22 protein-coding genes, 2 tRNA genes and 2 rRNA genes (1 of these 26 only partly in view) are annotated in these 26,115 nt (G+C 36.6%); 14 read left to right on the top strand and 12 right to left on the bottom strand.

The window, feature by feature from the left end; all coding sequences use genetic code 11:
* The 4 genes from P164_RS08250 to P164_RS08265 form a co-directional block, all read right to left on the bottom strand.
* Positions 1 to 1,110, bottom strand: a 23S ribosomal RNA gene (locus tag P164_RS08250); it reaches 1,721 nt to the left of the window's first position.
* Positions 1,111 to 1,353: 243 nt separating this feature from the next.
* Positions 1,354 to 1,430: transfer RNA gene (locus tag P164_RS08255), tRNA-Ala, on the bottom strand.
* Between the two features lie 142 nt (positions 1,431 to 1,572).
* A tRNA-Ile gene (locus P164_RS08260) sits at positions 1,573 to 1,646 on the bottom strand.
* A gap of 151 nt (positions 1,647 to 1,797) precedes the next feature.
* Positions 1,798 to 3,316 (bottom strand): 16S ribosomal RNA (locus tag P164_RS08265).
* Together the 16S and 23S rRNA genes with 2 tRNA genes alongside form the textbook arrangement of a ribosomal RNA operon.
* A 1,107-nt stretch (positions 3,317 to 4,423) precedes the next feature.
* On the opposite strand from P164_RS08265, the gene P164_RS08270 reads away from it, so the two are divergent.
* Positions 4,424 to 5,368: a LysR family transcriptional regulator gene (locus tag P164_RS08270; RefSeq protein ID WP_028375945.1), complete on the top strand. Its 945-nt coding sequence runs from the start codon at positions 4,424 to 4,426 to the stop codon at positions 5,366 to 5,368.
* 56 nt (positions 5,369 to 5,424) lie between these two features.
* Here the strand turns inward: P164_RS08270 and P164_RS08275 are convergent, their stop codons facing one another.
* The 3 genes from P164_RS08275 to P164_RS08285 all read right to left on the bottom strand — a co-directional run bounded on the left by P164_RS08275 (position 5,425) and on the right by P164_RS08285 (position 7,159).
* On the bottom strand, positions 5,425 to 5,622 hold the full coding sequence (locus P164_RS08275; RefSeq protein WP_028375946.1) for a hypothetical protein: 198 nt from the start codon (positions 5,620 to 5,622) through the stop codon (positions 5,425 to 5,427).
* 136 nt (positions 5,623 to 5,758) lie between these two features.
* Positions 5,759 to 6,559, bottom strand: a complete 801-nt coding sequence (locus tag P164_RS08280; RefSeq protein ID WP_028375947.1) for a TIGR00266 family protein — start codon at positions 6,557 to 6,559, stop codon at positions 5,759 to 5,761.
* 138 nt (positions 6,560 to 6,697) lie between these two features.
* Positions 6,698 to 7,159 (bottom strand): DUF4442 domain-containing protein, encoded by a 462-nt coding sequence (locus tag P164_RS08285; RefSeq protein ID WP_028375948.1) that lies wholly within the window; start codon positions 7,157 to 7,159, stop codon positions 6,698 to 6,700.
* A 145-nt stretch (positions 7,160 to 7,304) separates the two neighbouring features.
* Here P164_RS08285 and P164_RS08290 point away from each other — a divergent pair, with 145 nt between their 5' ends.
* The 9 genes from P164_RS08290 to P164_RS08330 all read left to right on the top strand — a co-directional run bounded on the left by P164_RS08290 (position 7,305) and on the right by P164_RS08330 (position 17,812).
* Positions 7,305 to 7,817, top strand: a complete 513-nt coding sequence (locus P164_RS08290; RefSeq protein ID WP_028375949.1) for a DUF4870 domain-containing protein — start codon at positions 7,305 to 7,307, stop codon at positions 7,815 to 7,817.
* A 69-nt stretch (positions 7,818 to 7,886) separates the two neighbouring features.
* A complete protein-coding gene (locus P164_RS08295; protein WP_028375950.1) occupies positions 7,887 to 8,231 on the top strand; it encodes a PadR family transcriptional regulator in 345 nt (114 codons plus the stop codon).
* Positions 8,224 to 9,963, top strand: a complete 1,740-nt coding sequence (locus tag P164_RS08300; protein WP_028375951.1) for a PspC domain-containing protein — start codon at positions 8,224 to 8,226, stop codon at positions 9,961 to 9,963. Before P164_RS08295 ends, P164_RS08300 begins: the two co-directional genes overlap by 8 nt.
* Positions 9,964 to 9,993: 30 nt before the next feature.
* Positions 9,994 to 10,728 carry a head GIN domain-containing protein gene (locus tag P164_RS08305; RefSeq protein ID WP_028375952.1) on the top strand — a complete coding sequence of 245 codons (735 nt, stop codon included), beginning with the start codon at positions 9,994 to 9,996 and terminating at the stop codon, positions 10,726 to 10,728.
* A gap of 38 nt (positions 10,729 to 10,766) precedes the next feature.
* Entirely contained in the window at positions 10,767 to 11,720 is a 954-nt protein-coding gene (locus P164_RS08310; RefSeq protein ID WP_081817350.1) for a geranylgeranylglycerol-phosphate geranylgeranyltransferase, read from the top strand.
* A gap of 34 nt (positions 11,721 to 11,754) precedes the next feature.
* Positions 11,755 to 12,345: a Maf family nucleotide pyrophosphatase gene (locus P164_RS08315; protein ID WP_028375954.1), complete on the top strand. Its 591-nt coding sequence runs from the start codon at positions 11,755 to 11,757 to the stop codon at positions 12,343 to 12,345.
* Between the two features lie 149 nt (positions 12,346 to 12,494).
* On the top strand, positions 12,495 to 15,002 hold the full coding sequence (locus P164_RS08320; RefSeq protein ID WP_028375955.1) for a PIG-L family deacetylase: 2,508 nt from the start codon (positions 12,495 to 12,497) through the stop codon (positions 15,000 to 15,002).
* Between the two features lie 108 nt (positions 15,003 to 15,110).
* Positions 15,111 to 16,841 (top strand): sodium:solute symporter, encoded by a 1,731-nt coding sequence (locus P164_RS08325; protein ID WP_028375956.1) that lies wholly within the window; start codon positions 15,111 to 15,113, stop codon positions 16,839 to 16,841.
* A complete protein-coding gene (locus P164_RS08330; protein WP_028375957.1) occupies positions 16,841 to 17,812 on the top strand; it encodes a Gfo/Idh/MocA family protein in 972 nt (323 codons plus the stop codon). The genes P164_RS08325 and P164_RS08330 overlap by 1 nt, the downstream gene beginning before the upstream one ends.
* 54 nt (positions 17,813 to 17,866) lie before the next feature.
* On the opposite strand, the gene P164_RS08335 is transcribed toward P164_RS08330, so the two are convergent.
* Positions 17,867 to 18,706: a DUF2911 domain-containing protein gene (locus P164_RS08335; RefSeq protein WP_028375958.1), complete on the bottom strand. Its 840-nt coding sequence runs from the start codon at positions 18,704 to 18,706 to the stop codon at positions 17,867 to 17,869.
* A gap of 308 nt (positions 18,707 to 19,014) precedes the next feature.
* Here P164_RS08335 and P164_RS08340 point away from each other — a divergent pair, with 308 nt between their 5' ends.
* From P164_RS08340 to P164_RS08350, 3 genes are read left to right on the top strand one after another with little or no spacing between them, the layout of a single operon-like run.
* Entirely contained in the window at positions 19,015 to 19,527 is a 513-nt protein-coding gene (locus P164_RS08340; protein WP_028375959.1) for an SRPBCC family protein, read from the top strand.
* A 3-nt stretch (positions 19,528 to 19,530) separates the two neighbouring features.
* On the top strand, positions 19,531 to 20,229 hold the full coding sequence (locus tag P164_RS08345) for an SDR family NAD(P)-dependent oxidoreductase (RefSeq protein WP_028375960.1): 699 nt from the start codon (positions 19,531 to 19,533) through the stop codon (positions 20,227 to 20,229).
* Positions 20,230 to 20,279: 50 nt separating this feature from the next.
* Positions 20,280 to 21,584: a cryptochrome/photolyase family protein gene (locus P164_RS08350; RefSeq protein ID WP_028375961.1), complete on the top strand. Its 1,305-nt coding sequence runs from the start codon at positions 20,280 to 20,282 to the stop codon at positions 21,582 to 21,584.
* A 322-nt stretch (positions 21,585 to 21,906) separates the two neighbouring features.
* Here P164_RS08350 and P164_RS08360 read toward each other — a convergent pair whose 3' ends face one another.
* Positions 21,907 to 22,593, bottom strand: a complete 687-nt coding sequence (locus P164_RS08360; RefSeq protein WP_028375963.1) for an ATP-binding cassette domain-containing protein — start codon at positions 22,591 to 22,593, stop codon at positions 21,907 to 21,909.
* Between the two features lie 401 nt (positions 22,594 to 22,994).
* On the opposite strand from P164_RS08360, the gene P164_RS08370 reads away from it, so the two are divergent.
* Complete coding sequence (locus P164_RS08370) at positions 22,995 to 23,516, top strand: 5' nucleotidase, NT5C type (protein ID WP_028375965.1); 522 nt, start codon at positions 22,995 to 22,997, stop codon at positions 23,514 to 23,516.
* Between the two features lie 95 nt (positions 23,517 to 23,611).
* Here the strand turns inward: P164_RS08370 and murA are convergent, their stop codons facing one another.
* The 3 genes from murA to P164_RS08385 all read right to left on the bottom strand — a co-directional run bounded on the left by murA (position 23,612) and on the right by P164_RS08385 (position 25,994).
* Entirely contained in the window at positions 23,612 to 24,925 is a 1,314-nt protein-coding gene (gene murA / locus P164_RS08375; RefSeq protein WP_028375966.1) for a UDP-N-acetylglucosamine 1-carboxyvinyltransferase, read from the bottom strand.
* A gap of 19 nt (positions 24,926 to 24,944) precedes the next feature.
* Entirely contained in the window at positions 24,945 to 25,583 is a 639-nt protein-coding gene (locus tag P164_RS08380; protein WP_028375967.1) for a DUF4290 domain-containing protein, read from the bottom strand.
* 120 nt (positions 25,584 to 25,703) lie between these two features.
* On the bottom strand, positions 25,704 to 25,994 hold the full coding sequence (locus P164_RS08385) for a DUF493 family protein (RefSeq protein ID WP_028375968.1): 291 nt from the start codon (positions 25,992 to 25,994) through the stop codon (positions 25,704 to 25,706).
* Between the last annotated feature and the right edge of the window lie 121 nt (positions 25,995 to 26,115).

The raw sequence follows: 26,115 nt of genomic DNA on the forward strand, positions 1-26,115 counted from the left end.
AAATGAATGGCTGCTTCCAAGCCAACATCCTAGCTGTCTGGGCAGTTCAACCGCGTTTTTTCAACTTAACATACATTTGGGGACCTTAGCTGATGGTCTGGGTTCTTTCCCTCTCGGACATGGACCTTAGCACCCATGCCCTCACTGCTGATCAACATTTTATAGCATTCGGAGTTTGTCAGGAATTGGTAGGCGGTGAAGCCCCCGCATCCAATCAGTAGCTCTACCTCTATAAAACTATAAATCAACGCTGCACCTAAATGCATTTCGGGGAGTACGAGCTATTTCCGAGTTTGATTGGCCTTTCACCCCTACCCTCAGGTCATCCCAAGACTTTTCAACGTCAACGGGTTCGGTCCTCCACTATGTGTTACCACAGCTTCAACCTGCCCAAGGTAGATCACACGGTTTCGCGTCTACTCAACCTAACTTATGCGCCCTATTCAGACTCGCTTTCGCTACGGATCCGATGCTGAACATCTTAACCTTGCTAGATAAAGTAACTCGTAGGCTCATTATGCAAAAGGCACGCCGTCACAGCTTGCGCCGCTCCGACCGCTTGTAGGCGTATGGTTTCAGGATCTATTTCACTCCCTTGTTCAGGGTTCTTTTCACCTTTCCCTCACGGTACTGGTTCACTATCGGTCTCTCAGGAGTATTTAGCCTTAGCGGATGGTCCCGCCAGATTCATACAGGGTTTCACGTGCCCCGCACTACTCAGGATACCACTATCTATAACATTCTTTACCTATACCGGGCTATCACCGTCTATGGCCACTCTTTCCAAAGTGTTCTAATTCATTATGCATAAAATGTCGTGGTCCTACAACCCCGGAACTGCCGTAACAATTCCGGTTTGGGCTAATCCGAGTTCGCTCGCCGCTACTATCGGAATCACTTTTGTTTTCTCTTCCTCCGGGTACTTAGATGTTTCAGTTCCCCGGGTTTGCCTCCTTGCGGATACTATACCTTCAGTATAGTGGGTTGCCCCATTCGGATATCTGCGGATCAATTTGTATGTGCCAATCCCCGCAGCTTTTCGCAGCTTATCACGTCCTTCTTCGCCTCTGAGAGCCTAGGCATTCCCCATACGCCCTTATTTAGCTTATTGTACTTCTTGCTCTTATAAGGACTTAGGTATTGCTACCAAGCCTTGTATTCTTTTGTATTCTAATGAGTTCTATCTATAATATATAATTAACTATTACTAGCTAACTAAAAATTTGTTTCTCTCGTATTCTTATTATTTCCCAATATGTCAATGAACGATCGCGAGTCGCGATAGACAATCAAATCATCTATGCTACTCACCGCAAGCTCTGAAGATACTATTTCATACCTCCAGGCATTGCCTGGTGGAGAATATCGGAGTCGAACCGATGACCTCCTGCGTGCAAGGCAGGCGCTCTAGCCAGCTGAGCTAATCCCCCATTATTTAAAAGATAGTTAACAGTTATTAGTTAACAGTACTTATAACGGCTACTCAACCTCTAAAAATTTCCTTCAATATATTTCTTATGAACTAACGTCTCAAGCTTATAACCTAAAACATATATGTGCCTTAGCACATAGTAGTCTCAGGCAGACTCGAACTGCCGACCTCTACATTATCAGTGTAGCGCTCTAACCAGCTGAGCTATGAGACTGTCCTTTATTGATCAATCGAATGACTCACTACTTAAAGTGAGCCATCAATCGAAAAATATCTTGAATCAACAACATTAAAAACTAAAATAAGTATTCGAACTTTTCTTTCCTTATAGTCGTGGCTTTGTCTGCTATGCAGCAAAGCTCTAGAAAGGAGGTGTTCCAGCCGCACCTTCCGGTACGGCTACCTTGTTACGACTTAGCCCCAGTTACCGGTTTTACCCTAGGCCGCTCCTTGCGGTGACGGACTTCAGGTACCCCCAGCTTCCATGGCTTGACGGGCGGTGTGTACAAGGCCCGGGAACGTATTCACCGCATCATGGCTGATATGCGATTACTAGCGATTCCAGCTTCACGGGGTCGAGTTGCAGACCCCGATCCGAACTGTGATAGGTTTTATAGATTCGCTCCGCCTTGCGACGTGGCTGCTCTCTGTACCTACCATTGTAGCACGTGTGTGGCCCAGGACGTAAGGGCCGTGATGATTTGACGTCATCCCCACCTTCCTCACAGTTTGCACTGGCAGTCTTGTTAGAGTTCCCGACATTACTCGATGGCAACTAACAACAGGGGTTGCGCTCGTTATAGGACTTAACCTGACACCTCACGGCACGAGCTGACGACAACCATGCAGCACCTTGTAATCTGTCCGAAGAAAAATCTGTTTCCAAATCTGTCAGACTACATTTAAGCCCTGGTAAGGTTCCTCGCGTATCATCGAATTAAACCACATGCTCCACCGCTTGTGCGGGCCCCGTCAATTCCTTTGAGTTTCATTCTTGCGAACGTACTCCCCAGGTGGGTTACTTATCACTTTCGCTTGGCCACCCAGCTCTCAATCGAGCCGGACAGCTAGTAACCATCGTTTACGGCGTGGACTACCAGGGTATCTAATCCTGTTCGCTCCCCACGCTTTCGTCCATCAGTGTCAATCAATTATTAGTAGCCTGCCTTCGCAATCGGTATTCTATGTAATATCTATGCATTTCACCGCTACACTACATATTCTAGCTACTTCATAACAATTCAAGACTAACAGTATCAATGGCAATTCTACAGTTGAGCTGCAGACTTTCACCACTGACTTATTAGTCCACCTACGGACCCTTTAAACCCAATGATTCCGGATAACGCTTGCACCCTCCGTATTACCGCGGCTGCTGGCACGGAGTTAGCCGGTGCTTATTCTTATGGTACCGTCATCAGTCTACACGTAGACCTTATTCTTCCCATATAAAAGCAGTTTACAACCCATAGGGCCGTCTTCCTGCACGCGGCATGGCTGGATCAGGCTTTCGCCCATTGTCCAATATTCCTCACTGCTGCCTCCCGTAGGAGTCTGGTCCGTGTCTCAGTACCAGTGTGGGGGATCTCCCTCTCAGGACCCCTACCTATCGTAGCCTAGGTGTGCCGTTACCACACCTACTAGCTAATAGGACGCATGCTCATCTTGTACCGTAACCTTTACTATTTAAATGATGCCACTCAAATAGACTATGAAGGATTAATCCAAGTTTCCCTGGGCTATACTTCAGTACAAGGCAGATTGCATACGCGTTACGCACCCGTGCGCCACTCGTCAGCCACCGAAGTGCTGTTACCGTTCGACTTGCATGTGTTAGGCCTGCCGCTAGCGTTCATCCTGAGCCAGGATCAAACTCTTCATCGTAGTGTTTTTATAATATTCCACGATATAAGGAAATCTAATTACTCTTTACAGAGTGCTCAAAATGGTTATTCTAGTCTTTAATTCAAATATTATTTATCTCTAAATAATACGCGTTGTCAATTCAATATGTCAAGGAACTTTCTCTATCTCTCAAGAGAATTTCTTTGTTAGATGCTAAGGAATCGAACCTTATTTTTATTACCAAATCATCTCGTTTTCAATGTGCGTAGCTCTCTGCGAAAGCGGCTGCAAATATACAATCTTTTTTATTTACCAAACAAATAAAAAATTAAGTTTTTTTTAAGCCTCATTCTAAAAGATTCTTAAGAACTAATCCTACATTTCGTTGCCAAAATTCAGGAGGGCAAAGATACTACCCTTTTTTAATTCAACACGAATTAATCGTATCTTTTTTTTAATCACACTTTCTAAGAACGTAAAACCGATTTTTATACCCGATTTTGAAGGCGCAAATATAGAACGATTATCTAACCAAACAAGGCTTTTTTAAAAGTATTTACAAACTAATTTTACAACATCTTAAAACCAATAACTTACAACCTAAATTAATTTAAAAATTATATCAAACCTAGCGTTTTTAGATATCCAAATAGAGATTCAGCATAAATTAATAAGTAGAATTATTCTAAGTGAAACTCTTTATTACTAAGAATGACTTCGATTAAAGCAATAAGTTATAATTAAAAGATTGAGTTAACTAGTAATTTTAATGTGTTTAGTTACTACACCACTATCCTATATACTAATAGGATAAGGTAAGCTATCAAAATACATCAATAGGATTGTAATGATCCACTTTAAATTGTTTGCGATTTAATTCTCAAATTTTCAAAAGACAACTTAAAAAGAACTCAATGGACATTTATAATAATTCTATGCGCTACTTAGCATAATGAAGAATAATTATTCATTTTAAGTGCAAATCAATTTTCTTACTTAATAAGGTTGCTGACGGTTCTATAAGAATTCTTCTTTCAAAAGAATATAACGCTATTATAAGTCATTATAATCAATAGAATAATATTTTACAGGTTTATATAAGAAAAATCAATCGCTCGCTTTATTTTTGAGGTGTAAAATAGCATTATGACGATCACACAATTAAAATATGTTCTGGCTGTTGCCGAAAATCAAAATTTCACTAAAGCAGCAGAAAAGACTTTTGTAACGCAGCCTACCCTGAGTATGCAAATACAAAAACTAGAAGATGAGCTTGACATTATCATCTTTGATCGCGGAAAAAAACCAATCGAATTAACCGATATAGGCCGAAAAATTGTAATTCAAGCACGTAATATTGTTAATGAAGCAAATAGGATTACAGATATTGTCGACCAACAAAAGGGATTTATAGGTGGAGAATTTAGATTAGGCGTTATACCTACTGTAATGCCCACTTTATTACCTATGTTTCTTCGCAATTTTATCAATAAGTATCCTAAGGTAAAATTGAAAATTGAAGAACTCCCTACTGAAACAATTATCGAACGACTTGAAGATGGCCATCTAGATGCAGCTATTGCAGCTACACCGCTAAATCTTGATTCTATTAAAGAACGTCCTTTATATTATGAACCTTTTGTAGCTTACATTCCTGCTAACCATAAATTACATTCCGTTGAAAAAATAACTACAGAAGATTTAGATCTTAATGATATGCTGTTATTAGAAGATGGACATTGCTTTAGAGATGGTGTAATTAATTTATGTAAAGCAAACCGAAATTATGAAGAAGATACCTTCTCTCTAGAGAGTGGTAGCTTTGAGACTTTAGTGCGACTAGCTAATGAGGGATTAGGCATGACACTTCTGCCCTACCTCCATACGCTTGAAATTAAAAGTGAAGAGAAAAAATATTTACATTTTTTCAAAGACCCGGCACCCGCAAGAGAAGTTAGCTTACTCTATCACAAAAGTGAATTAAAAATGCAAATTATAGAATCATTGAGAAACACTATTGCAGGTGTGGTGAAGGGAGCTATTACTTTTCAAAATGTGCAAATTATAAGTCCTATTCCTCAGAAAAAATAATTAAATAAATACATAAAAAAAAGGGCTTCTAAGAAGCCCTTTTTTAATATTTCACTTTAAACACTAAGATAAATCACACATTGATTAAGTTCTGGATTAGTTTTAGTTATTTCTTGAATCCAGACACGAAGTTCTTCTATTTCATACGGGAGTAGTCGTTTTGCAGCCTTCTGTAATTCTTTGCAGAAAAGTACACTATCAAAACTTACTTTTTTTAAGATCGTCTTAGTATACTCAAACATTGCTCTTGCCATATTCGAATTATTTTTAAGTTAGAAAATTTTTTAAGTAGTTTTAAACCACGAGCCCTTTTATTAAGATGATTCTAAATTTACTTTATTAATTCTAAAAATAGTGTTAAAACGTAATGAATACATTTAAACAATTCAATTAAAACCTATTATCTCCATCAAGTAAATCTCCGAGACCTCCTAACAGGCTACCTTCTCCCTTATCTTTACCACCCATTTGTGGTGCAGAAGCCAAAACTCGTTTTGCTAAACGACTAAAAGGGAGTGATTGAATATATACAGTACCAGGGCCAGTAAGAGTTGCAAAGAAAACCCCTTCCCCACCAAACAATGTGTTTTTAATACCGCCTACAAACTCAATATCATAATTAACAGTATGATCAAAACCTATAATACAACCGGTATCTACTTTAAGTTTTTCGCCCGGATGCAATTCTTTTTTAAAGGTGGTACCTCCCGCATGCACAAATGCCATTCCATCACCATCGAGACGCTGCATAATAAAACCTTCACCTCCAAAAAGTCCTCTGCCTAATTTCTTAGAAAACTCAACACCTATAGAAACTCCTTTTGCTGCGCATAAAAAAGCATCTTTCTGACAGATAAATCTTCCGCCGTTTTTAGTTAAATCAATGGGAATAATCTTACCTGGATATGGCGAGGCAAAGCACACTTTTTTCTTTCCGACTAATTCATTATAGAATACAGTCATAAACATACTCTCACCGGTAAGTAATCGCTTACCTGCGCCAAATATTTTATTTAATAAACCGGTATCATTTTTAGATCCATCTCCAAAAATGGTTTCCATTTTAATACCGTCTTCCATCATCATAAAAGTACCGGCTTCAGCAATAACGCCCTCTTGCGGATCTAATTCGATCTCGACATATTGCATTTCTTCTCCAAAAATTTGGTAATCTATTTCGTGTGCAGTCATCGTAAAATTTCGTTTTTGATTTGATTGATTTTATTAATAAGTACGATACTCAAACGAAAAGTTACAGAAATATTTCAGTCTATTTAGATTTTTTTAATCAAGGACTCTCCTAATTTCTGAAAATGAAGAGTTTCAATATTAACCTTTACTTTTAACTTTAACTGTCCATTGAAAATCGAATGTACTAACGGCTATTCCTTCCTTATTTGTACCTACACTTTGCATCCAAAATGTTTGTCCCTCACCGGTCGCAATTGTTTTTTGAATTGCTTCTTCAATTTTATGACCGTCATTACACGCAAAAGTGATTTTACCAGTAGCCTTTTTTGTAAATGAAGCTTTGTTATTAGCCACCAGCATAGAAATTTTATACCCGCTTTCCTTTATTTGATCTATAACCATAGCTCCTGTACTTAACTCTGCAGCCATACCCTGCACTGCCCAAAACATAGAATTAAATGGATTCTGATTAATCCATCTATGGGTTACTGTAGTAATTGCTGTCTTTGATGATATTGATTTTATACGCACACCACACAACCAAGCAGACGGCAGTTTAAATAGTATAAAGGTGTTGAATTTACGCGGTGTTACAGACATAACTAAAGAATTAATTTTTTCAAAAATAGACTTAACATTCCACTTTCCTAAATTTCTTTTTTGTTAATATAATGTTAAATTTAAGTACTATGTAATACAAAATACCTGCCTTTATATATATATTTGCATAAGAAAATAATAAGCAATGGAAACTAGTATTACAAATTATCAAAAAAACGTAGCTACATTTATTCACCTATCTGTATTTGCGCAATTTATATTTCCGTTAGGAAATTTTATAGCACCCTTATTAATATGGGCAGCTTTAAAGAAAGAATCTGTATATGTTGATAATCATGGGAGGCGCGCCCTAAACTTTCAAATGAGTACAACTCTTTATGCTATTGCTATTATACTTATTGCGATACCATTTATAATATGGCAGGCAATCAATGCCTCAGATCAATTTGACACTATTTATCTACAATCATTTGAGAGTTTTACAATTCCAGGTGACGCTCTAGGTTTAATTGTTACAGGGCTAATTTTTGGGATATTATTACTGGCACTTTGTATGTTGTCGCTCTTTTCAGTCATATCTGCCGCAGTAAGTGCCAGTAATGGAGAACCATATAAATATCCTTTGAGTATAAACTTTTTAAAACCGCTTAGTGCTTCTAACCAGAAAGCACCTTTAGACTCATCACCTAAAGCTTAAGCAAAATCATTGCACCCTTGCGGTGAGTCAAAAAACGAACAGTTATTAATCGCTTAACACTAAGAATCTATGAAGATTGAAAACACAAAAGCGCAAATGCGTAAAGGTGTTTTGGAGTATTGCATCTTATCAATATTAAAGGATGAAGATGCCTATGTTGCCGAAATATTAGACACGCTAAAAGACGCTAAGTTACTGGTGGTTGAAGGTACAATTTACCCACTACTTACCAGACTTAAAAATGCCGGTTTATTAAACTATCGCTGGGAAGAATCTACTAGCGGGCCGCCTCGTAAGTATTACGGGCTCACAGATACCGGAAAGCTCTTCTTAAATGAACTATCATCAACCTGGGACGACCTTCAAAAAGCCGTTCAACTGGTAACCAATCATAAAGCTAAAAACAATGAATAAAACAGTTAATATTAATCTAGCAGGCCTATTTTTTCACATAGATGAGAATGCTTATGCAAAATTACAACGCTATCTCGACGCGATAAAAAGGTCATTTACAGACGCTCAAGGTCGTGATGAAATTATTCAGGATATTGAAGCTCGAATTGGTGAACTTTTTAATGAACGCGTAAAAAATGAACGTCAGGTAATAGGTCTTACCGAAGTTGACGAAGTCATTAAAATAATGGGGCAACCCGAAGATTACCGTCTTGACGAAGATCTTTTTGAAGATGAGGGTGCTCCTGTCTACACTGCAAATAGTTCTAAAAAATTATACCGAGATACAGATACTTCCTATCTAGGTGGGGTTTGTGCTGGTCTGGGTCATTACTTTCAGATTGATGCAGTATGGATACGTCTAGCACTCGTTTTATTAACAATATTCTCCTGGGGTGGTTTTATTCTAATTTATATAGCTTTCTGGATATTTGTTCCGGTAGCACTTACGACTTCAGAAAAACTTGAAATGCGGGGAAAGGCCGTAAACATAGACAATATACAGCGTAAAGTAAAAGAGGGTTTTGACACTGTTGCAGATTCTGTAAAAAATGTTGACTATGTTAAGTATGGTAATCAAGCCCGGAAAGGAGCAGATTCTTTAGCAACTAGTCTGGGTGCGTTAGTTATGTTTATCCTCAAAGTTTTTGTAAAATTCATAGGTATTTTACTCATAATAATTGGCGGTTCTACACTAATCGCTTTATTTGTAGCCTTAGTATCTGCCGGGACATTAGATGTATTTGGACAACAAGGAAGAATTCTAGGTTATGCCGAGATGGTTAATACATCAGGAGCTCCTATCTGGTTAATTACACTACTTACCTTTTTGGCGATAGGTATACCCTTCTTTATGTTATTTTATCTGGGATTACGCATCTTGGTTAATACACTAAAGAGGTTAAGCCTTACGGCAAAACTATCACTACTGGGCTTGTGGTTAATCTCATTAATTGCCATTGCGGTATTAGGAGTACGACAAGGTATGGCTACTGCTGTTGATGGAGAAGTTTTAATTACTGAAGTTATCGCAGCTAATCCTACAGACACTTTAAAAGTAAAAATGGTGACACAAAACCAGTATGGGGCAGACAAATACCACAATACTAGCTGGAAGATACGTACAGATGAAAACGGAAAGAAAGTTATCTATAATCGAGATGTAAATCTAAGTATTCAAAAAAGCGATTCGCCCGAAGCTAAACTTATCATCAAAAAGAATGCTCAGGGAAGCTCTTATGAAGAAGCCGAAGCACGCGCCGGCACTATTTATTATAACTTTAAATACGAAAATGGCACACTCCTGCTAGATAACTTTTTTGTAACCGAATTAGCAAGTAAATTTAGAGATCAGGAAATAAACTTAATCATCGCAATTCCAGAAGGAATGACCTTACTAACCGATGAAAATATATCTTCTTATCACAGAAGTAGATATTCAGATTTACTCGATCACGATCATATAGGTTATCATACAATTATGCGATCTAATACTCTTATGTGCACAGATTGCCCTTTAGAAGAATTTACAGAAACAAATGACTGGGAATATTCTGAATCAACAACAGATAGTACTTCTACAGATGGCATCTATGAATATAAAGCTAAAGTAACCCCTAAAAAAGATGGCGTTATGGTTAAACAAACAGGTATTAAAGACAGTGTTTATACTAGACAAGATTCTATAAATTAAAAAATTACGCATCAATCAAAATCAAATATTATGACCACACTAATCAAATTAATTATAGGTTCACTTATCGCCTTAGTAATGACCTCGTGTAATTTCAATTTTGAAATGGGGCAAGTTAACGGTACTGGTAATGTTGTAACAAAAGACCTAAACCTAAGCCAGGAATTTTCTAAAATTCACAGTAGTAACGGCTGGGACGTAGTTTTAGAAAAAGGTACTACACCGTCTGTTGTAGCAGAGATGGACGAAAATCTGTTAGAATACTTAGACGTACATTTTGAAGGTAACACACTACGCATAGAAACTACAGACAATTCAAACATAGGAAACGCGACATCACGTAAGATTCACGTGACTTACACGCAACCCATTGAAGAGATTAAAGCAAGTAGCGCATCAAATATTACAGCTACCGAAGCTTTAACAGGAGATCGTATTAGTTTTGATCTGTCAAGTGCAGCAACGGTAAAGCTACCTATAGAAATTCGTGAGATTGTAGCAGAAGCAAGTAGCGCCGCTACTTTAGATCTTGAGGGTGAAGCACAAACAGTTCGTTTTGATGCAAGTTCTGCCGCTACGATTAATGCAAAGGATCTAAAATCTGAATTTTGTGATGCTGAAGCTTCAAGCGCGGGAAGTATTCGAGTTTATGCTTCTAAAGAAATTGCCTCTAAAGCTTCAAGCGCCGGGGATATTGATTACTGGGGATCTCCTAAAAAAGTAGCGGTAATTGAAAGTTCTGGCGGAAACATTAGCAAACAATAAAATCATCATTCATCAATCAATCATAAAAGCCACAGAATATGTGGCTTTTATTATATTTGGTCTTTTCTAAAAACAAAAGATTGACCTTCTTAAAACTTATTAGATATAAAAATCTGCTGTTGATTATATTAACACAGGTTCTGGTTCATTACGGGTTTTTAAAGGCACTACATTTACCTGTGCTTCTAACCCATTTCAACTTTGCATTATTAGTAATTGCAACGGTGTGTATTGCTGCTGCCGGTTATATAATTAATGACTTAAATGACGTTGAAAGTGATTTAATTAACAAACCCTCAAAAACCTATATCCCCCACTATTTTTCAGAAAACTTTGCATTTAATAGTTATCTCGTTTTTAACATTGGTGGAGTAGGTTTAGGCTTTTTGTTATGTAACCGTCTGGGACTATCTAATTTTACGACCGTTTTTGTGCTTATTTCAGCATTGCTGTATGTTTATGCAAACTTTTTAAAAAGAGTAATTCTCATCGGAAACCTAGTAGTTAGTCTCGTGGTAGCTTCAGCTATTTTTATACTTTTAATATTTGATATTTTACCTTTTTTAAACAGTTTTCAAAAAGAATTACTTACTCCATTTTCAGTCGTACGTGATTATGGGATTTTTGCCTTATTGCTTAATTTTCTAAGAGAACTCGTTAAAGATATTGAAGATGCAAATGGCGATTATGCAGTGGGTATAAAATCACTGCCTATTCTTTTAGGTCTGGAGCGCACAGCAAAGATAGCTGGTTACATAAGCGTTGTTTACATTTTTACAATATTAGGCTATATCTATTTGTATGTGCAAACCAATGTTTGGTTATCGCTGTATTTAGTAGCCGCGGTGATTGTTCCGTTAGTTTTATTTTGTATAAAAGCCCGCTATGCAGAAAAACAAAAGCACTATGCATACCTATCAAAACTATTAAAGTTTATTATGCTAACAGGTATTTTATCTCTGGGGGTTTTGACTTTGACACTTAAGTATTAAAGCTTAAAATATTTAGAACAAATCTGTATAACTTATGCTTCCTAACCTGCTGAAAAATAATAAAATCATTCTAGCATCCCAATCGCCAAGACGTCAGGAACTACTAAGCGCTCTTGAAGTCGATTTTGAAGTACGTCTAAAACCGGTTGAAGAAACCTATCCCGACGGAATGCAACCTTTTGAAATCGCTGAATATATTGCACAGAAAAAAGCAGCCGCCTTTCTTGAAGACTTAATAGAAAATGAAATCCTCATTACGGGAGACACACTTGTTTTTAAAGATGATCAAGCTCTGGGTAAACCTAAAGATGCACAGCACGCAACTCAAATGCTTCAGTTATTAAATGGTACAAGTCACCAGGTTATTTCTTCAGTATGTGTGACTACAATTAAACAACAATTAACAACTAATGATATTGCAACAGTACACTTCAGGACGCTTTCAGAAGAAGAAATTGAGCATTATATTAAAATCTACAGACCTTTTGACAAAGCAGGTGCATACGGCATTCAAGAATGGATAGGTCACATTGCATTAGAAAAATTAGAAGGCTCTTATAATACGGTTATGGGATTGCCTACACAGAAATTATACACGCTACTTAAACAAATTTTGGAACACTAGATTCATTCTTTAAAAAAGATAATTTCTATCATTAAATAAAGCTCTTTTCAGGTATTTTAGTTTTGTTAAAGAAACCGTAAAGAAATCTTCTTAGATGCCGTTTTACCTATCTTTGAAACTACCTGTTCTAACATTAAAATACTCAATACATGCGCTTTTTAATCGCTCTACTTTGCTGCGTTACGTTACAAATGCAAGCTCAAAAACCAAAAAAGCCATCCTCTTCAGAAATTTTTGAGCAAATTAAAGGATTAAACTTTTTAGGTACGGCCCTCTATGTTGCTGCACACCCAGATGATGAGAATACTGCAATGATTTCTTATCTCGCTAATACCGTACATGCCCATACAGGATACCTTGCTCTAACTCGAGGTGATGGCGGACAAAACCTAATAGGGCCAGAAATTAGAGAATTACTGGGCGTAATACGTACTCAGGAGTTATTAGCTGCCCGCCGTACAGACGGAGGAGAACAACGTTTTACCCGCGCTAATGATTTTGGTTATTCAAAAAATCCCGAAGAAACCTTAGCCTTTTGGGAACGCGATCAGGTTCTTAGCGATGTGGTATGGGCTATACGTAATTTTAAGCCAGATGTTATTATTAATCGTTTTGATCACAGATCTCCCGGCACCACACACGGTCATCACACCACATCTGCAATGCTAAGTGTACAGGCTTTTGATCTGGTAAATGATGTAAACACTTTTCCAAAACAATTAGAACTTACAGAAACATGGCAACCCAAGCGTCTGTTTTTTAATACCTCTTATTGGTTTTACGGCGGGCAGGAAGCTTTTGATAATGCAGATAAGAGCAACCTCGTCAAAGTTGATGTAGGAAGCTACTACCCTGCTTACGGTTTAAGTAATACCGAAATTTCTGCATTAAGCCGCAGTCAGCATAAATCTCAAGGTTTTGGTAATACAGGTTCTCGTGGAGACCAAATAGAATATCTAGAGCTTTTAAAAGGTGAATACCCACAAAATGGGAATCTTTTTGAAGGAATTGATACCTCCTGGAATCGGGTAGATGGTGGCGCTGACATAGGAGAAATTCTCGAAGCGGTTGAAAAGAATTACGATTTTAAAAATCCGGCAGCGAGTTTACCTCAGCTTTTAGAAGCGTATGAACTGATTAAAAATCTTAAGAATGCACACTGGCGCGATTTAAAAATCACTCAAATTACTGCAATAATTAAGGCCTGCGCAGGTTTGTATTTAGAAGCTGCCAGTTCACAACAAACTGCAGTGGCCAATGAAACTATAAACGTAAATTTTGAAGCCATAAATCGCAGTGAATTTCCTGTAAGAATTGAAAGTATTGTTTTGGAGCCTTCTGGCAAAAAATACGAGGTAGCTGAGCCACTTAGATCGCTAAACTTCAATAAACGTTACAATATGCAGCAAAAACTGAATATAGGTACTGCCGCTATTACAACGGCATATTGGCTAAAAGAAGAAGGATCTGTAGGAATGTATAAGGTTACTGATCAAAAATTAATAGGTCTACCTGAAACTCCTAAAACATTTAAAGCGGTATTCCATTTAAAATTAGGTGATGTAGAAATCCCTATTACTACAGATGTAATCTACAAATACAATGACCGCGTAATTGGTGAAGTTTATGAACCGTTTGAGATTGTCCCCGAAGCTTCGATACTGGTAAAAGACCCTGTAATCATTTTTGCGAATGCAGAACCTAAAACGATTACAACAGAGGTCACCGCTTACAGTTCTAATTTAAAAGGCACCGTATCTTTAAAGGTACCTGACGGCTGGAAGGTAAGCGCAGCGCAGCCTGTAACTATTTCACAAAAAGGAGAAACAAAAAATATTGCTTTTACCGTTACTCCTCCCAAGAATGCGAGTGAAGGCATTTTACAACCTCAACTTGAGTTAAACGGAAAAACACTAAACACTAAAATTACTAAAATCGATTATGAGCATATCCCGTTGCAAACGCTCGTTCTCCCGTCTACTAATAAGCTCGTGCGTCTTGATATTGCTAAAAAAGGAAACTATATAGGCTACATTGCCGGTGCCGGTGACGCCATCCCAGAAAGCCTGGAGCAAATAGGATATCAAGTGGCTCTTCTTGACATTAATGAAGTTACTAAAGCGACTTTACAACAGTTTGATGCTGTAGTTATGGGTATAAGAGCTTATAATGTTTTAGACGAACTCAAATTTAAACAACCCCTGTTGCTAGATTATGTAAATAATGGAGGTACGATGATTGTACAATACAATACAGCCCGTGGTTTTAACTTTCCTAATCTGGGGCCTTTTCCACTTGAGTTGAGTAGCGACCGGGTTACCGATGAGTTTGCAGAAGTAACAATTCTAGATCCTACAGCAGAACTTTTAAATGTTCCGAATAAAATAACAGCAAAAGACTTTGAAGGGTGGGTACAAGAACGTGGTTTATACTTTCCTAAAAATTGGAATGAAGCATACAAACCCATAATTTCTATGCACGACAAAGATGAGGACCCAAATGAAGGTAGCTTGCTTGTGGCAAAATATGGTAAAGGTCATTATATTTATACCGGTCTCAGTTTCTTTAGAGAACTTCCGGCGGGAGTTTCTGGAGCATACAGGCTTTTTACCAATATGCTTTCAATAGGAAAAAACGACCAAAAAATTAAACAATGATGCAACCTAAAAAAGAAGGATGGTCTAAATACTATACGCTGGTACTTATACTCAACGCAGTATATATCATCTTGTTTTTTTTATTAATGAATTATTATACGGCTTAGTATGCAAACTATAGATTGGATTGTTCTGGTTGCTACACTTGCTTTTATTGTAATTTATGGTGTTTACAAAACACGTGGACGTACTAATGTTCAGGATTATATACGCGGTGGAAATGAATCTAAATGGTGGACAGTAGGGTTATCTGTAATGGCAACACAAGCCAGTGCGATTACCTTTTTATCTACTCCGGGCCAGGCTTACAATGATGGTTTAGGTTTTGTTCAATTCTATTTTGGGTTGCCTATCGCAATGATTGTAATTTGTATATTTTTTATTCCTATTTATTATAAACTTAATGTTTATACGGCTTATGAGTATTTAGAAAGCAGATTTGATCAACGCACACGCTCACTTGCTTCCGGCTTATTTTTATTATCTCGCGGACTCGCTGCAGGTATTACCATATTTGCTCCGTCAATTATTTTATCTGCCGTATTAGGATGGGACCTAAATACACTCAATATTATAATTGGTCTACTTGTAGTAGTTTACACAATTTCTGGAGGAACAAAAGCAGTTACCGTCACACAAAAACAACAAATGGGTGTGATTTTCTTAGGTATGTTTGTCGCTTTCTTTCTCATTATAAGCTACCTGCCTCAAGACATCAGTTTTAATAATGCCTTAGAAATTGCAGGAGCAAGTGGTAAACTCGATGTTCTTGATTTCTCATTTGATTTTAATAATCGCTATACCTTCTGGAGTGGTATTCTAGGTGGTACATTTTTAATGCTTTCCTATTTTGGTACAGATCAAAGTCAGGTGCAACGCTATCTAAGCGGAAAATCTATTCGGGAAATGCAATTGGGGATGATTTTTAATGGTCTATTAAAAGTACCTATGCAATTCTTTATTTTGCTTGTAGGGGTTATGGTTTTCGTTTTTTATCAATTTAATCCTACACCTCTAAACTTTAATCCCGCTGCAACAAATGCAGTTGTAGGCACACCTTTTGAAAAAGAATACAATACACTTCAGAATAAATTAAATGAGCTTCGGTCAGATAAATCTGAACTCAGTTATTTAGTTGCAGAAAATGCATCTAAGCAAATCACAGCAGCAAATGGTGAGCAAATTACCACAGCTCTAGCCTTGGCAAATCTTAATAAAGAGGAAAAAACACTACGAGAAAAAGCCCGTATGGTAATTAATCAGGCAGACCAAAATGTAGAAGTTAATGACAAAGATTATGTCTTTATTCATTTTATACTTAATAATTTACCCCGAGGTCTTATAGGACTTCTACTTGCAGTAATTCTATCTGCAGCGATGTCATCTACTGCATCAGAACTTAATGCCCTCGCAGCAACGACCACGGTAGATTTTTACAGACGTAATCTAGATGAAGAAAAAGAAGAATCTCACTTTGTTGATGCTACAAAGTGGTTTACACTCAGTTGGGGAATTCTTGCCATTTTAATAGCCTGTACGGCCAATCTATTTGACAATTTAATACAGTTAGTAAATATAATTGGCTCCATATTTTACGGTACGATTCTAGGTATATTTATGTCGGCCTTCTTTATTAAAAAAATCCAGTCTAAAGCTGTTTTTATCGCTGCGATACTTACTCAACTTATTGTCATCATATTATTCAGTTTAGATAAATTAGAATACATACAATTACCGTATTTATGGCTCAACTTTGTAGGTTGTGCTTTAGTCATTTTAATTGGGCTGACTTTACAAACTACTTTTAAAGACAGTCCTAAAACAGAGCTATTAGAATAATGAAAACAATTCGTTGGGGAATATTAGGACTAGGCAAAATTGCAAATAGTTTTGCAACAGATATGCAACACGTGAACGACTCTGTTGTTTATGCAGTAGCATCACGATCGCAGGATAAAGCTGATGAATTTGGAGCTAATTACAAAGCGACAAAATGTTATAACAGTTATGAGCAACTTGCAAAAGATCCTGATGTTGATGCGGTTTATATAGCCACACCCCATGTGCGTCATTATGAAGATACGCTGCTTTGTCTTTCTCACGGAAAAGCGGTACTGTGTGAAAAACCCTTTGCTATGAATTTACAGCAGGTTGAAGAAATGATTTCTGTAGCTAGAGCTAACAATGTGTTGTTGATGGAAGCATTGTGGACCCGTATGATGCCGCACTTCAAATTTGTCAAAGAAGAATTAGAGTCCGGGAAGTTTGGAGCGGTAAAAACACTTAATGCTGATTTCTCGTTTAATGCACCTGTTAATTTAGAAGGTAGGTTGTACAATAAAGATCTAGGTGGTGGCTCATTGTTAGATATAGGTATTTACCCCGTTTTCTGTGCTTTGGCATTAATAGGAACTCCTGAAACAATTAACGCCAAAGCAAAAATAGGAAAAACTGAAGTCGACGAAGAAATTGAAATTACCTTTAACTACAATTCAGAAACACAAGCGTTTCTATCTTCAAGTATTTTAAAGGATACACCTACCACGGCTACATTGGTATGTGACAATGGCATTATTTATTTACATAGTAAATTTCACCATACAGACAAGGTTACTACAATTTTAAATGGCGTAAAAGTCGAACACGATTTTAGATATACCGCCAAAGGATATCATTTTGAAATTATGCATTTTGCAGAACTTCTGAGAGCGCACAAAACAGAAAGCCCACTAATGTCTTTTGATTTTAGCAAAACACTCATTAGTACCTTAGATGAGATTAGAGAGTTAATAGGATTACACTACGCATAAAAAAAGCCGTAAATCATCAGATTTACGGCTTATAATTTCTTTAAGATACTTTAATTACATCGCTCCCCACTCTTTTAAAGAGTCGGCATTCATTTTTATGTAATCCCCATTTCCTGCTTCTTTGGCGCCTGCCAGTGATTTTTTAGCCGCTTCTATTGCTGCCTTTTTATCACCTGCTTTAGCTAAAATTAAAGACTGCTGACGTAATTCCCAGAAACGTGGCGTTTCTTTCATACTCATTGCCTTATTCATCCAGGTTTTTGCTTTCTCAATATCTTTTCCGCTATTTAAGTAATACACTGCTGCATTAAAATAATCTCCGGCAGCCGGTCCTGATAATGCCTGGTCAATACTTGTCATTACTTCCTGATCTGTCATAACATTAAATTTTACAGGTACTACTGTATCTTCCCAGATGATATTCATCACTGCGCTATCTGCCATTACATCATCTATTAAAATTGTAAATGTTTCCATAGAAATAGGCATTTCTACAGGCTCAACCATTGTGCGTAATGCAATTTTACTATCCTCAAATTCTGTAATTAAGGGATTTGAATCATCTGTATAAAATATAACCTCCCACATATCTGCTCCCGGAATCGTATAAATACTATAAGTTCCTTTAGCAAGTTCTTTATCTGCTATCATTACAGGCTTATCAATTGTAAATTTTGTTGTCGCATTTGCACCTGTTCTCCAGATTTTTCCGAAAGGGACTAGATTCCCAAAAACTTCACGACCGCGCATATTAGGACGCGAGTAATCTAAGGTCACGGTTGTAAGACCTACCACCTGCTCCATTTCTGCATGTGCACTAGCAGAAGGAGTTTGTATTTGAGCTTGAGTAGAAAGACCCAAAGCAATAAAACATACGAGCATTATTTTTTTCATCTGATAAAAATTTTTAAGTATTATAATTCTGTTAATCAATGTTTTGTCTTATTAAGACAAGTATTACAATATAATTTATACTACCGTCTTATATGTTAACAAATTACTAATTAAAGCCGAAAAATTCAATACTAGAAAAAACTATCATTTCAATGAAACATTTTATTTGCAAACCTAATCCTAGAAACCCACAAAGGTGTAGATTTTAGTTTTGTTTAACTTAATTCGCTTTAACTTAAACAATATAGCCCCTATATTTACAACTCTCAAAATTGAAGACTTCGGTAAATGCTCTTTTGAAACTACTTATGAAAATTTACAAGCTACACAGCATTCAAAAACTACCCATTTCACTTGATGAAGCCTGGGACTTTTTGACTAATCCCAGAAACTTAGAAATGCTCACTCCTTCAGAAATGAACTTTAAAGTCTTTTCTGGGGCAGATCGTCCTATGTTTGCGGGGCAGTTGTTGCAATATACTGTAACACCGCTACCGGGATTTAATACTAAGTGGGTTTCAGAAATAACAGCTTTAAAAGAGAAAGAATATTTTATAGACGAGCAACGCTACGGTCCTTACGCTTTTTGGCATCACAAACATTTTATCAAAAAAATTCCCGGTGGTGTATCTATGGAAGATCTTGTAGATTACAAGCTACCTCTTGGCATTATAGGTAGAGCAGTACATCCTATTTTGGTTAAACCAAAATTAGATTCAATATTTGAGTATAGACAGGAACAGCTTTTAAAAATGTTTGGAGCTTACGTTGAACCAAAAAATATCGATAACGGTATTAGCAAACACGACATATTAAATTAAGTTATGAAAAAAAATATATTACTTATAGGAGGTTCTCACGGTATTGGAAAAGCAATTGTACAACTCATACACGAAGACTATAATGTATTTATCGCCTCTCGTACTAGTGAAGATTTAGATTTTTTAAATGCTACTCATATTGAATATGATGTTGAAAGTGCTACGTTAGATACTACAAATTTACCCGATCAACTTGATGGTTTTGTATATTGCCCGGGGAGCATAAACCTAAAGCCTTTTAAAATGCTAACCGAAGATACGTTTAGAGATGATATGAATCTCAATTTCTTCGGCCTTGTAAAATCTTTAAAAGCCGTTACAGATCGACTTAAAAAATCTGAACAGGCAAGTCTTGTATTTTTTAGCACGGTAGCTGTAAAAGTAGGTATGCCCTTTCACACCAGCGTTGCTGCCGCTAAAGGTGCGATTGAGGGATTTGCAAAAGCACTAGCTGCAGAATATGCTCCATCATTTAGAGTGAATGTAATTGCACCCTCATTGACTGATACCCCACTGGCAGAAAAACTTTTAGCAAATGATAAAAAACGAGAAATGATGGATGCACGCCACCCACTCAAACGTGTAGGAACTGCAGATGATATTGCTAAAATAGCTGCATTCTTATTGAGTGAAGATAGTACCTGGGTTACTGGTCAGGTTCTAGGTGTAGATGGTGGTATGTCAACTTTAAACGTAAATTGATCGAGTTCCCTAAACCCGTTCAAACAATCTAACCAACCAACCTAATAATTATGAATACAGTTTCAATATTCTGGTTTAGAAGAGATTTAAGATTAGATGATAATGTAGGCTTTCTGGAAGCACTAAAAGGCGATAATCCCGTTTTACCTATTTTTATTTTTGATAAAAAAATTCTCGATAAACTTCCTGAAGATGACGCACGTGTCACTTTTATATTTGACACATTACAGACGATGCGCAACGAAATGCAGGAAAAATATGATAGTTCATTAGCCTTATTTTATGGAAAACCAGAAGATGTCTGGAAACAGATTTTAAATGATTACGAGGTAAAAGAAGTCTTTACCAATAGAGATTATGAACCTTATGCAAAAGAACGTGATGAGAAGCTTACGGCTTTATTTAAAGAAAAAAATATAGAATTTAAGACCTTTAAAGATCAGGTTATTTTTGAAAAAGATGATGTCGTAAAAGGAGACGGCGACCCATATATTGTTTACACACCTTATAAAAATAAATGGCTCGAGACTTTTAACGAAGACACAGACTTAAAAATTCACTATACGAGCCAATACTTAAGTAACCTTGTTAAAAATAGCAGATTACCCAATTTAATTTTGGGTGATATGGGTTTTAGAAATGCTTCAATTAAAGTGCCCGACTATGATGTTACCCCTACTCTAATAGATAATTACGAAGACACCCGCAATTTTCCTGCTCAGGACGGTACCTCACGGTTAGGCCCCCATTTACGCTTCGGTACCGTAAGTGTACGTAAAATGGTAAAAAAAGCACGTGCTGAAAATAATCAGGTATTTTTAAGTGAATTGGTATGGCGCGAATTTTTTATGCAAATACTTTATCATTATCCTGAAACGGTAGATAATGCTTTTAAAAAAAAATATGACCGCATAGAATGGCGTAATAATGAAGAGGAATTTGAAAAATGGAAAACCGGAACCACAGGATTTCTTTTAGTAGATGCCGGGATGCGAGAGCTAAATACTACCGGTTATATGCATAATCGCGTGCGTATGCTGGTTGCGAGTTTTTTATGTAAACATCTTTTAATAGACTGGCGCTGGGGGGAGACTTATTTTGCCGAAAAGCTTCTAGATTATGAGCAATCAAGTAATGTAGGTAATTGGCAATGGGCTGCGGGAAGCGGTGTAGATGCAGCTCCCTACTTCAGAATCTTTAATCCTATGACTCAAGTAGATAAATTTGATAAAGACAAAAAATATATCAAAACCTATATTCCTGAATACGACACTGATGAATACCCTGAAAAAATGGTAGATCATAAAGAAGCTCGGGAACGTTGCTTAACAGCTTATAAAGCTGCCGTCTCCTAAATTTAAGTCTGCCAAATATCTATAAAATAGGCTTAAGGTTTGCTTAAAAAATAATCGACAACGTTCATTCTTCTGTAATTTTGTGTCAAAATTGCAATAATGAAAAAGTTCATTTTAGTTTTAAGCCTTTTAACGTTCATATACAGTTTAACTGCGTGTTCAACAACTTATAGAACATCTCGTAATACAAGTTCATCGAGAGCCCCAGGTCAGGTTAAAAAAGCATACGGTGCTAAGAGCGCCAAAGCATTTGCTCCGGGACAACAAAAAAAGAATAAGAAGTATAAGAGAAAAAACTAAGTGAATTTAATTTTAGTAAGTCTTAAGTGTTTGTTCTTAAATAACCACCGGCAACTAAATCTCCAATTCTATTAACCTCTTTGAGTTTACCATTAGTAAGTATTAGTTTTCGATCTGCTAGTTTCCATACATCTGTATAGTAATGATCGGTAAGTAAAATGCCTTTTTTCGCTTTAAGCGAAATTAAAAAAGCGTGAATGAGTTCTTTGAATAGCGGTTCTACCATAGAAAATGGTTCATCGAGAAGTAGAAAAGGATGTTTTAAATTTCCTAAAATCAAAACCTCTAAATAGCGCTTCTGACCTAATGAAAGTTCGCTCACTCTACATTTTGCTATATCCGCCATACGCGGCGCTCTAAATATTAAATTTTGATCTTCTCCATTAAAATAGCTGGGAATAATGTCCCATACTTTAGCGGTTTTGGGTAAAAAACTAAACTGCGGCAAATAACCTATTAAACCTTTAGAAATTATAAAATTTTTATCCCAAATGGTGTGTCGCACAGGATAGCGTGCTTCATTAATTTTCAAGTATCCTTCGGAAGCTGTTGAAGTACCAAATAAAATTTTTAGCAGTGTGCTTTTACCGACTCCGTTGCTACCAAACATACCTAAAATTTCTCCAGTTTCAAGCTGAAAATCACATGATTTCAGTAATTCTCTATTACCGAACTGTTTGTGTATATTAGTTACTTGCAGGAGTGCCAAAAGCCAAGAGATTTGATAGAAGTAAAAAAACTAAAACTAAAATTGGAGATAATATTAAGTTCACAAACCAGGTTTTTGACAGAAGATGAAATTTCGTATATCCTAAATTATAGTACCCGTAAAATTCTTCTTTTTGGAAATAATTGAACGCAAAATATCCTACGGGTGTTCCTAAGATTCCGAAGAATATAATTGAAATTATCCCGCTTCCAAAAAAAAGCGTAACCAGTGTAAACAACAAAGCGTAACCCGTAATATCCCTGTAAAGTTTCCACATAAAATTAGATTCTAATTAAATTTAATACATACAAGGAATATCTATCGTGCGATAGTAGAATAATATACGACCTGTATGTGTTATTGACATACAAGCTGTATTTTAAGCTTTTAAAAACATAATTATGACCCTATTTATAGATATGGACGAAGTCATTGCAGACACGTACCAGGCACATATTGATTTATACAACAAAAAATATAATGCAACTCTTAAAAAAGAAGATTGCTTAGGTTCTGAAGTTTGGCAAATGGTTCCTGAAGAGCATCAGGCATATATACGTAATCACGCCAACGAACCAGGATTCTTTAAAAATCTTGATGTTATAAAAGATAGCCAGGAAATTTTGAAAGCACTTCAAGGCAAATATGAATTATATATTGCTTCTGCGGCTATGCAATTTAAAACGAGCTTAGAAGACAAAGCTGATTGGTTAGACACACACTTTCCTTTTATACCGTGGCAAAACCGTATTTTATGTGGACACAAACACATTTTAAAGGGAGATATTTTAATAGACGATCGCTCCTATAATTTACAGGCTTTTGAAGGTAGAGGTATTCAGTTTTCATCACCTCACAACGCACACACTATTGGTTTTGACCGCGCAGATACATGGCAACAAGTAGCAAATTTGCTCTTATAAATAAATTTTCAGTAAAAAAAATTAAGTCTTAAATACAAAATCCCGAAACTTAGGTTTCGGGATTTTGTATTTAATGCTATGTTGTAAGAGAACAATTAAGCAGTTCTAATAATTTTTGCTCCAATTGCTCGTAGTCGTTCATCAATATTTTCATAACCACGATCTATTTGTTCTATGTTATGAATTGTAGATGTCCCTTTTGCGCTTAATGCTGCTATTAATAAAGAAATACCAGCTCTGATATCTGGTGATGACATTGTAGTTGCTTTGAGACTTGATTTGAAATCGTGACCTATTACAGTGGCGCGATGCGGGTCACACAAAATAATTTTTGCACCCATATCTATCAATTTATCTACAAAAAATAAACGGCTTTCAAACATCTTTTGATGTATTAAAACTTCACCTTTTGCCTGTGTCGCTACAACTAAAATAATACTCAATAAATCTGGAGTAAAACCCGGCCAGGGTGCATCACTAATCGTCATAAATGAACCATCTATAAAGGTCTCTATCTCATAACCCTCTTTATGTGCAGGTATAAAAATATCATCTCCTTTACGCTCTACAGTAATCCCTAATTTTCTAAAGGTTGCCGGGATTATCCCAAGATCATTCCAGCTAACATTTTTGATTGTTACTTCGCTTTTGGTCATCGCTGCAAGACCTATCCACGAGCCTATTTCAATCATATCTGGTAATATAGTATGCTCACATCCTCCCAATTCTTCAACGCCCTCAATGATTAACATGTTAGAACCAATACCTTTTATATTAGCCCCCATTTTGTTAAGCATCTTACACAATTGCTGTAAGTAAGGTTCGCAAGCTGCATTATATATTGTAGTCTGCCCTTTAGCGCGTACAGCTGCCATAACGATATTAGCGGTACCGGTAACAGAAGCTTCATCAAGCAACATAAATGTTCCTTTTAAACCTTCAGGAGCTTCTACGCCATAAAAACGTTCTTCTTTATTATATCTAAGTTTAGCTCCCAGCTTAATCATACCCTCAAAATGGGTATCTAATCTGCGACGGCCTATCTTATCGCCACCAGGACGCGGAATGTAACCTTTACCAAAACGAGCAAGTAACGGGCCTACAATCATAATAGAACCACGCAAACCACCACCTTCTTTCTTGAAGCGTTCACTTTCTAAATATTCAAGGTGTAATGCATCACTTATAAAAGAATATTTACCCTTACCCAGCTTCTGGATTTTTACACCCAGATTGCTTAGAATATCTATAAGTTTATTTACATCAACTATGTCAGGAATATTATTTATGATAACCTCCTGAGGGGTTAATAAAACGGCACACAAAATCTGTAATGCTTCATTTTTTGCACCCTGCGGTTGGATGGATCCTTTAAGTTGATGCCCTCCTTCTATTTGAAATGTTCCCATTAAAAAATATGGCTAGTTTTTAGTATCGTTTTTTACCGCCACCACGTACAGGTTTCTTGCGATAATTAGTAGTTTTGTTAGTCTTTTTAGGTCGCATTAGCTTTTGCGTATCCCTAAGGTCTTCCTCCTTTTTAGCTAGATTAATGTTCCCATTACTTAACTCAAAAAGATGCTTAAAAATCACGTCATCATCTACGGTGTCTTTGTTCCAGTTTAAGAAACACTTCTTCATGTGATTAGCGATTGTAAACTCTAAAGCTTCACGCAATTGACCTTTCTCCCACTCTACGGCAACATCTATCATACGTTTTATGTTGTTACCATAAAAACGATATTTAGGATAGTTTTGAGGATAATCTAAAGGTTCTGGATGCTCCTCAAGCTTTTCTCGAGAAGGTTTTTCATAAGGCGATTCAACATCAAGTTTAAAATCACTCATTATAAATAATTGATCCCAAAGTTTGTGTTGAAAATCTGGAACATCTCTAAAATGCGGCTGAATATTACCCATTACAGCAATAATACTACGGGCAATTATATTACGTTTATTATCGTCTTCTTCAGCAATTGCCTGATTAACCATCTTTTGGAGATGACGGCCATATTCAGGTATGATGAGCTTTTCGCGCTCAGTATTATATTCTAATTGATCTATCAACTGTAAAAATTTAAGTGAAGTGTGGTTTGTAACTAAAACCTAGTGGCAAAGTACTAAAAAATGTACAAAAGCCCATCTATCAAGGTTAAATTAACCCCATTTTAGATAGATTATTCTTTTTTATAATGAAATTACACCTTCAACAACAGATACTTCCTTGTATTTTGCAATAACGGCATCTGCATCTTTCATCTGTAAATTAATTGAAATACTGGTATAGGTTCCTTTGCTAGAGGCTTTAGTTGTAATCACAGCACCCAGATTATCAAATATATGCTCAATCTTATTTATTTTCTCTGCTTCAGACGGAACTATAAATTTATATAAGTATTCTGTAGGCCAGTTGGTAGTTTCCTCCAGTCTTCCTTTCAGTTTTGCATAAAATTCATCAGAGTTAGTATCTGTACTCATAGTTTTGTTTTTTCTACTGCAAAGATACCATTCTACAACTAATTTTTTAAACGACTTCTATTTGAGTATTTTTACCGAAAACTTTAGATATGCGGCACTAATCTAAAATGGTTATAGGTGT

Origin of the sequence: Leeuwenhoekiella sp. MAR_2009_132, assembly GCF_000687915.1 — a bacterium.
Classification (GTDB): domain Bacteria; phylum Bacteroidota; class Bacteroidia; order Flavobacteriales; family Flavobacteriaceae; genus Leeuwenhoekiella.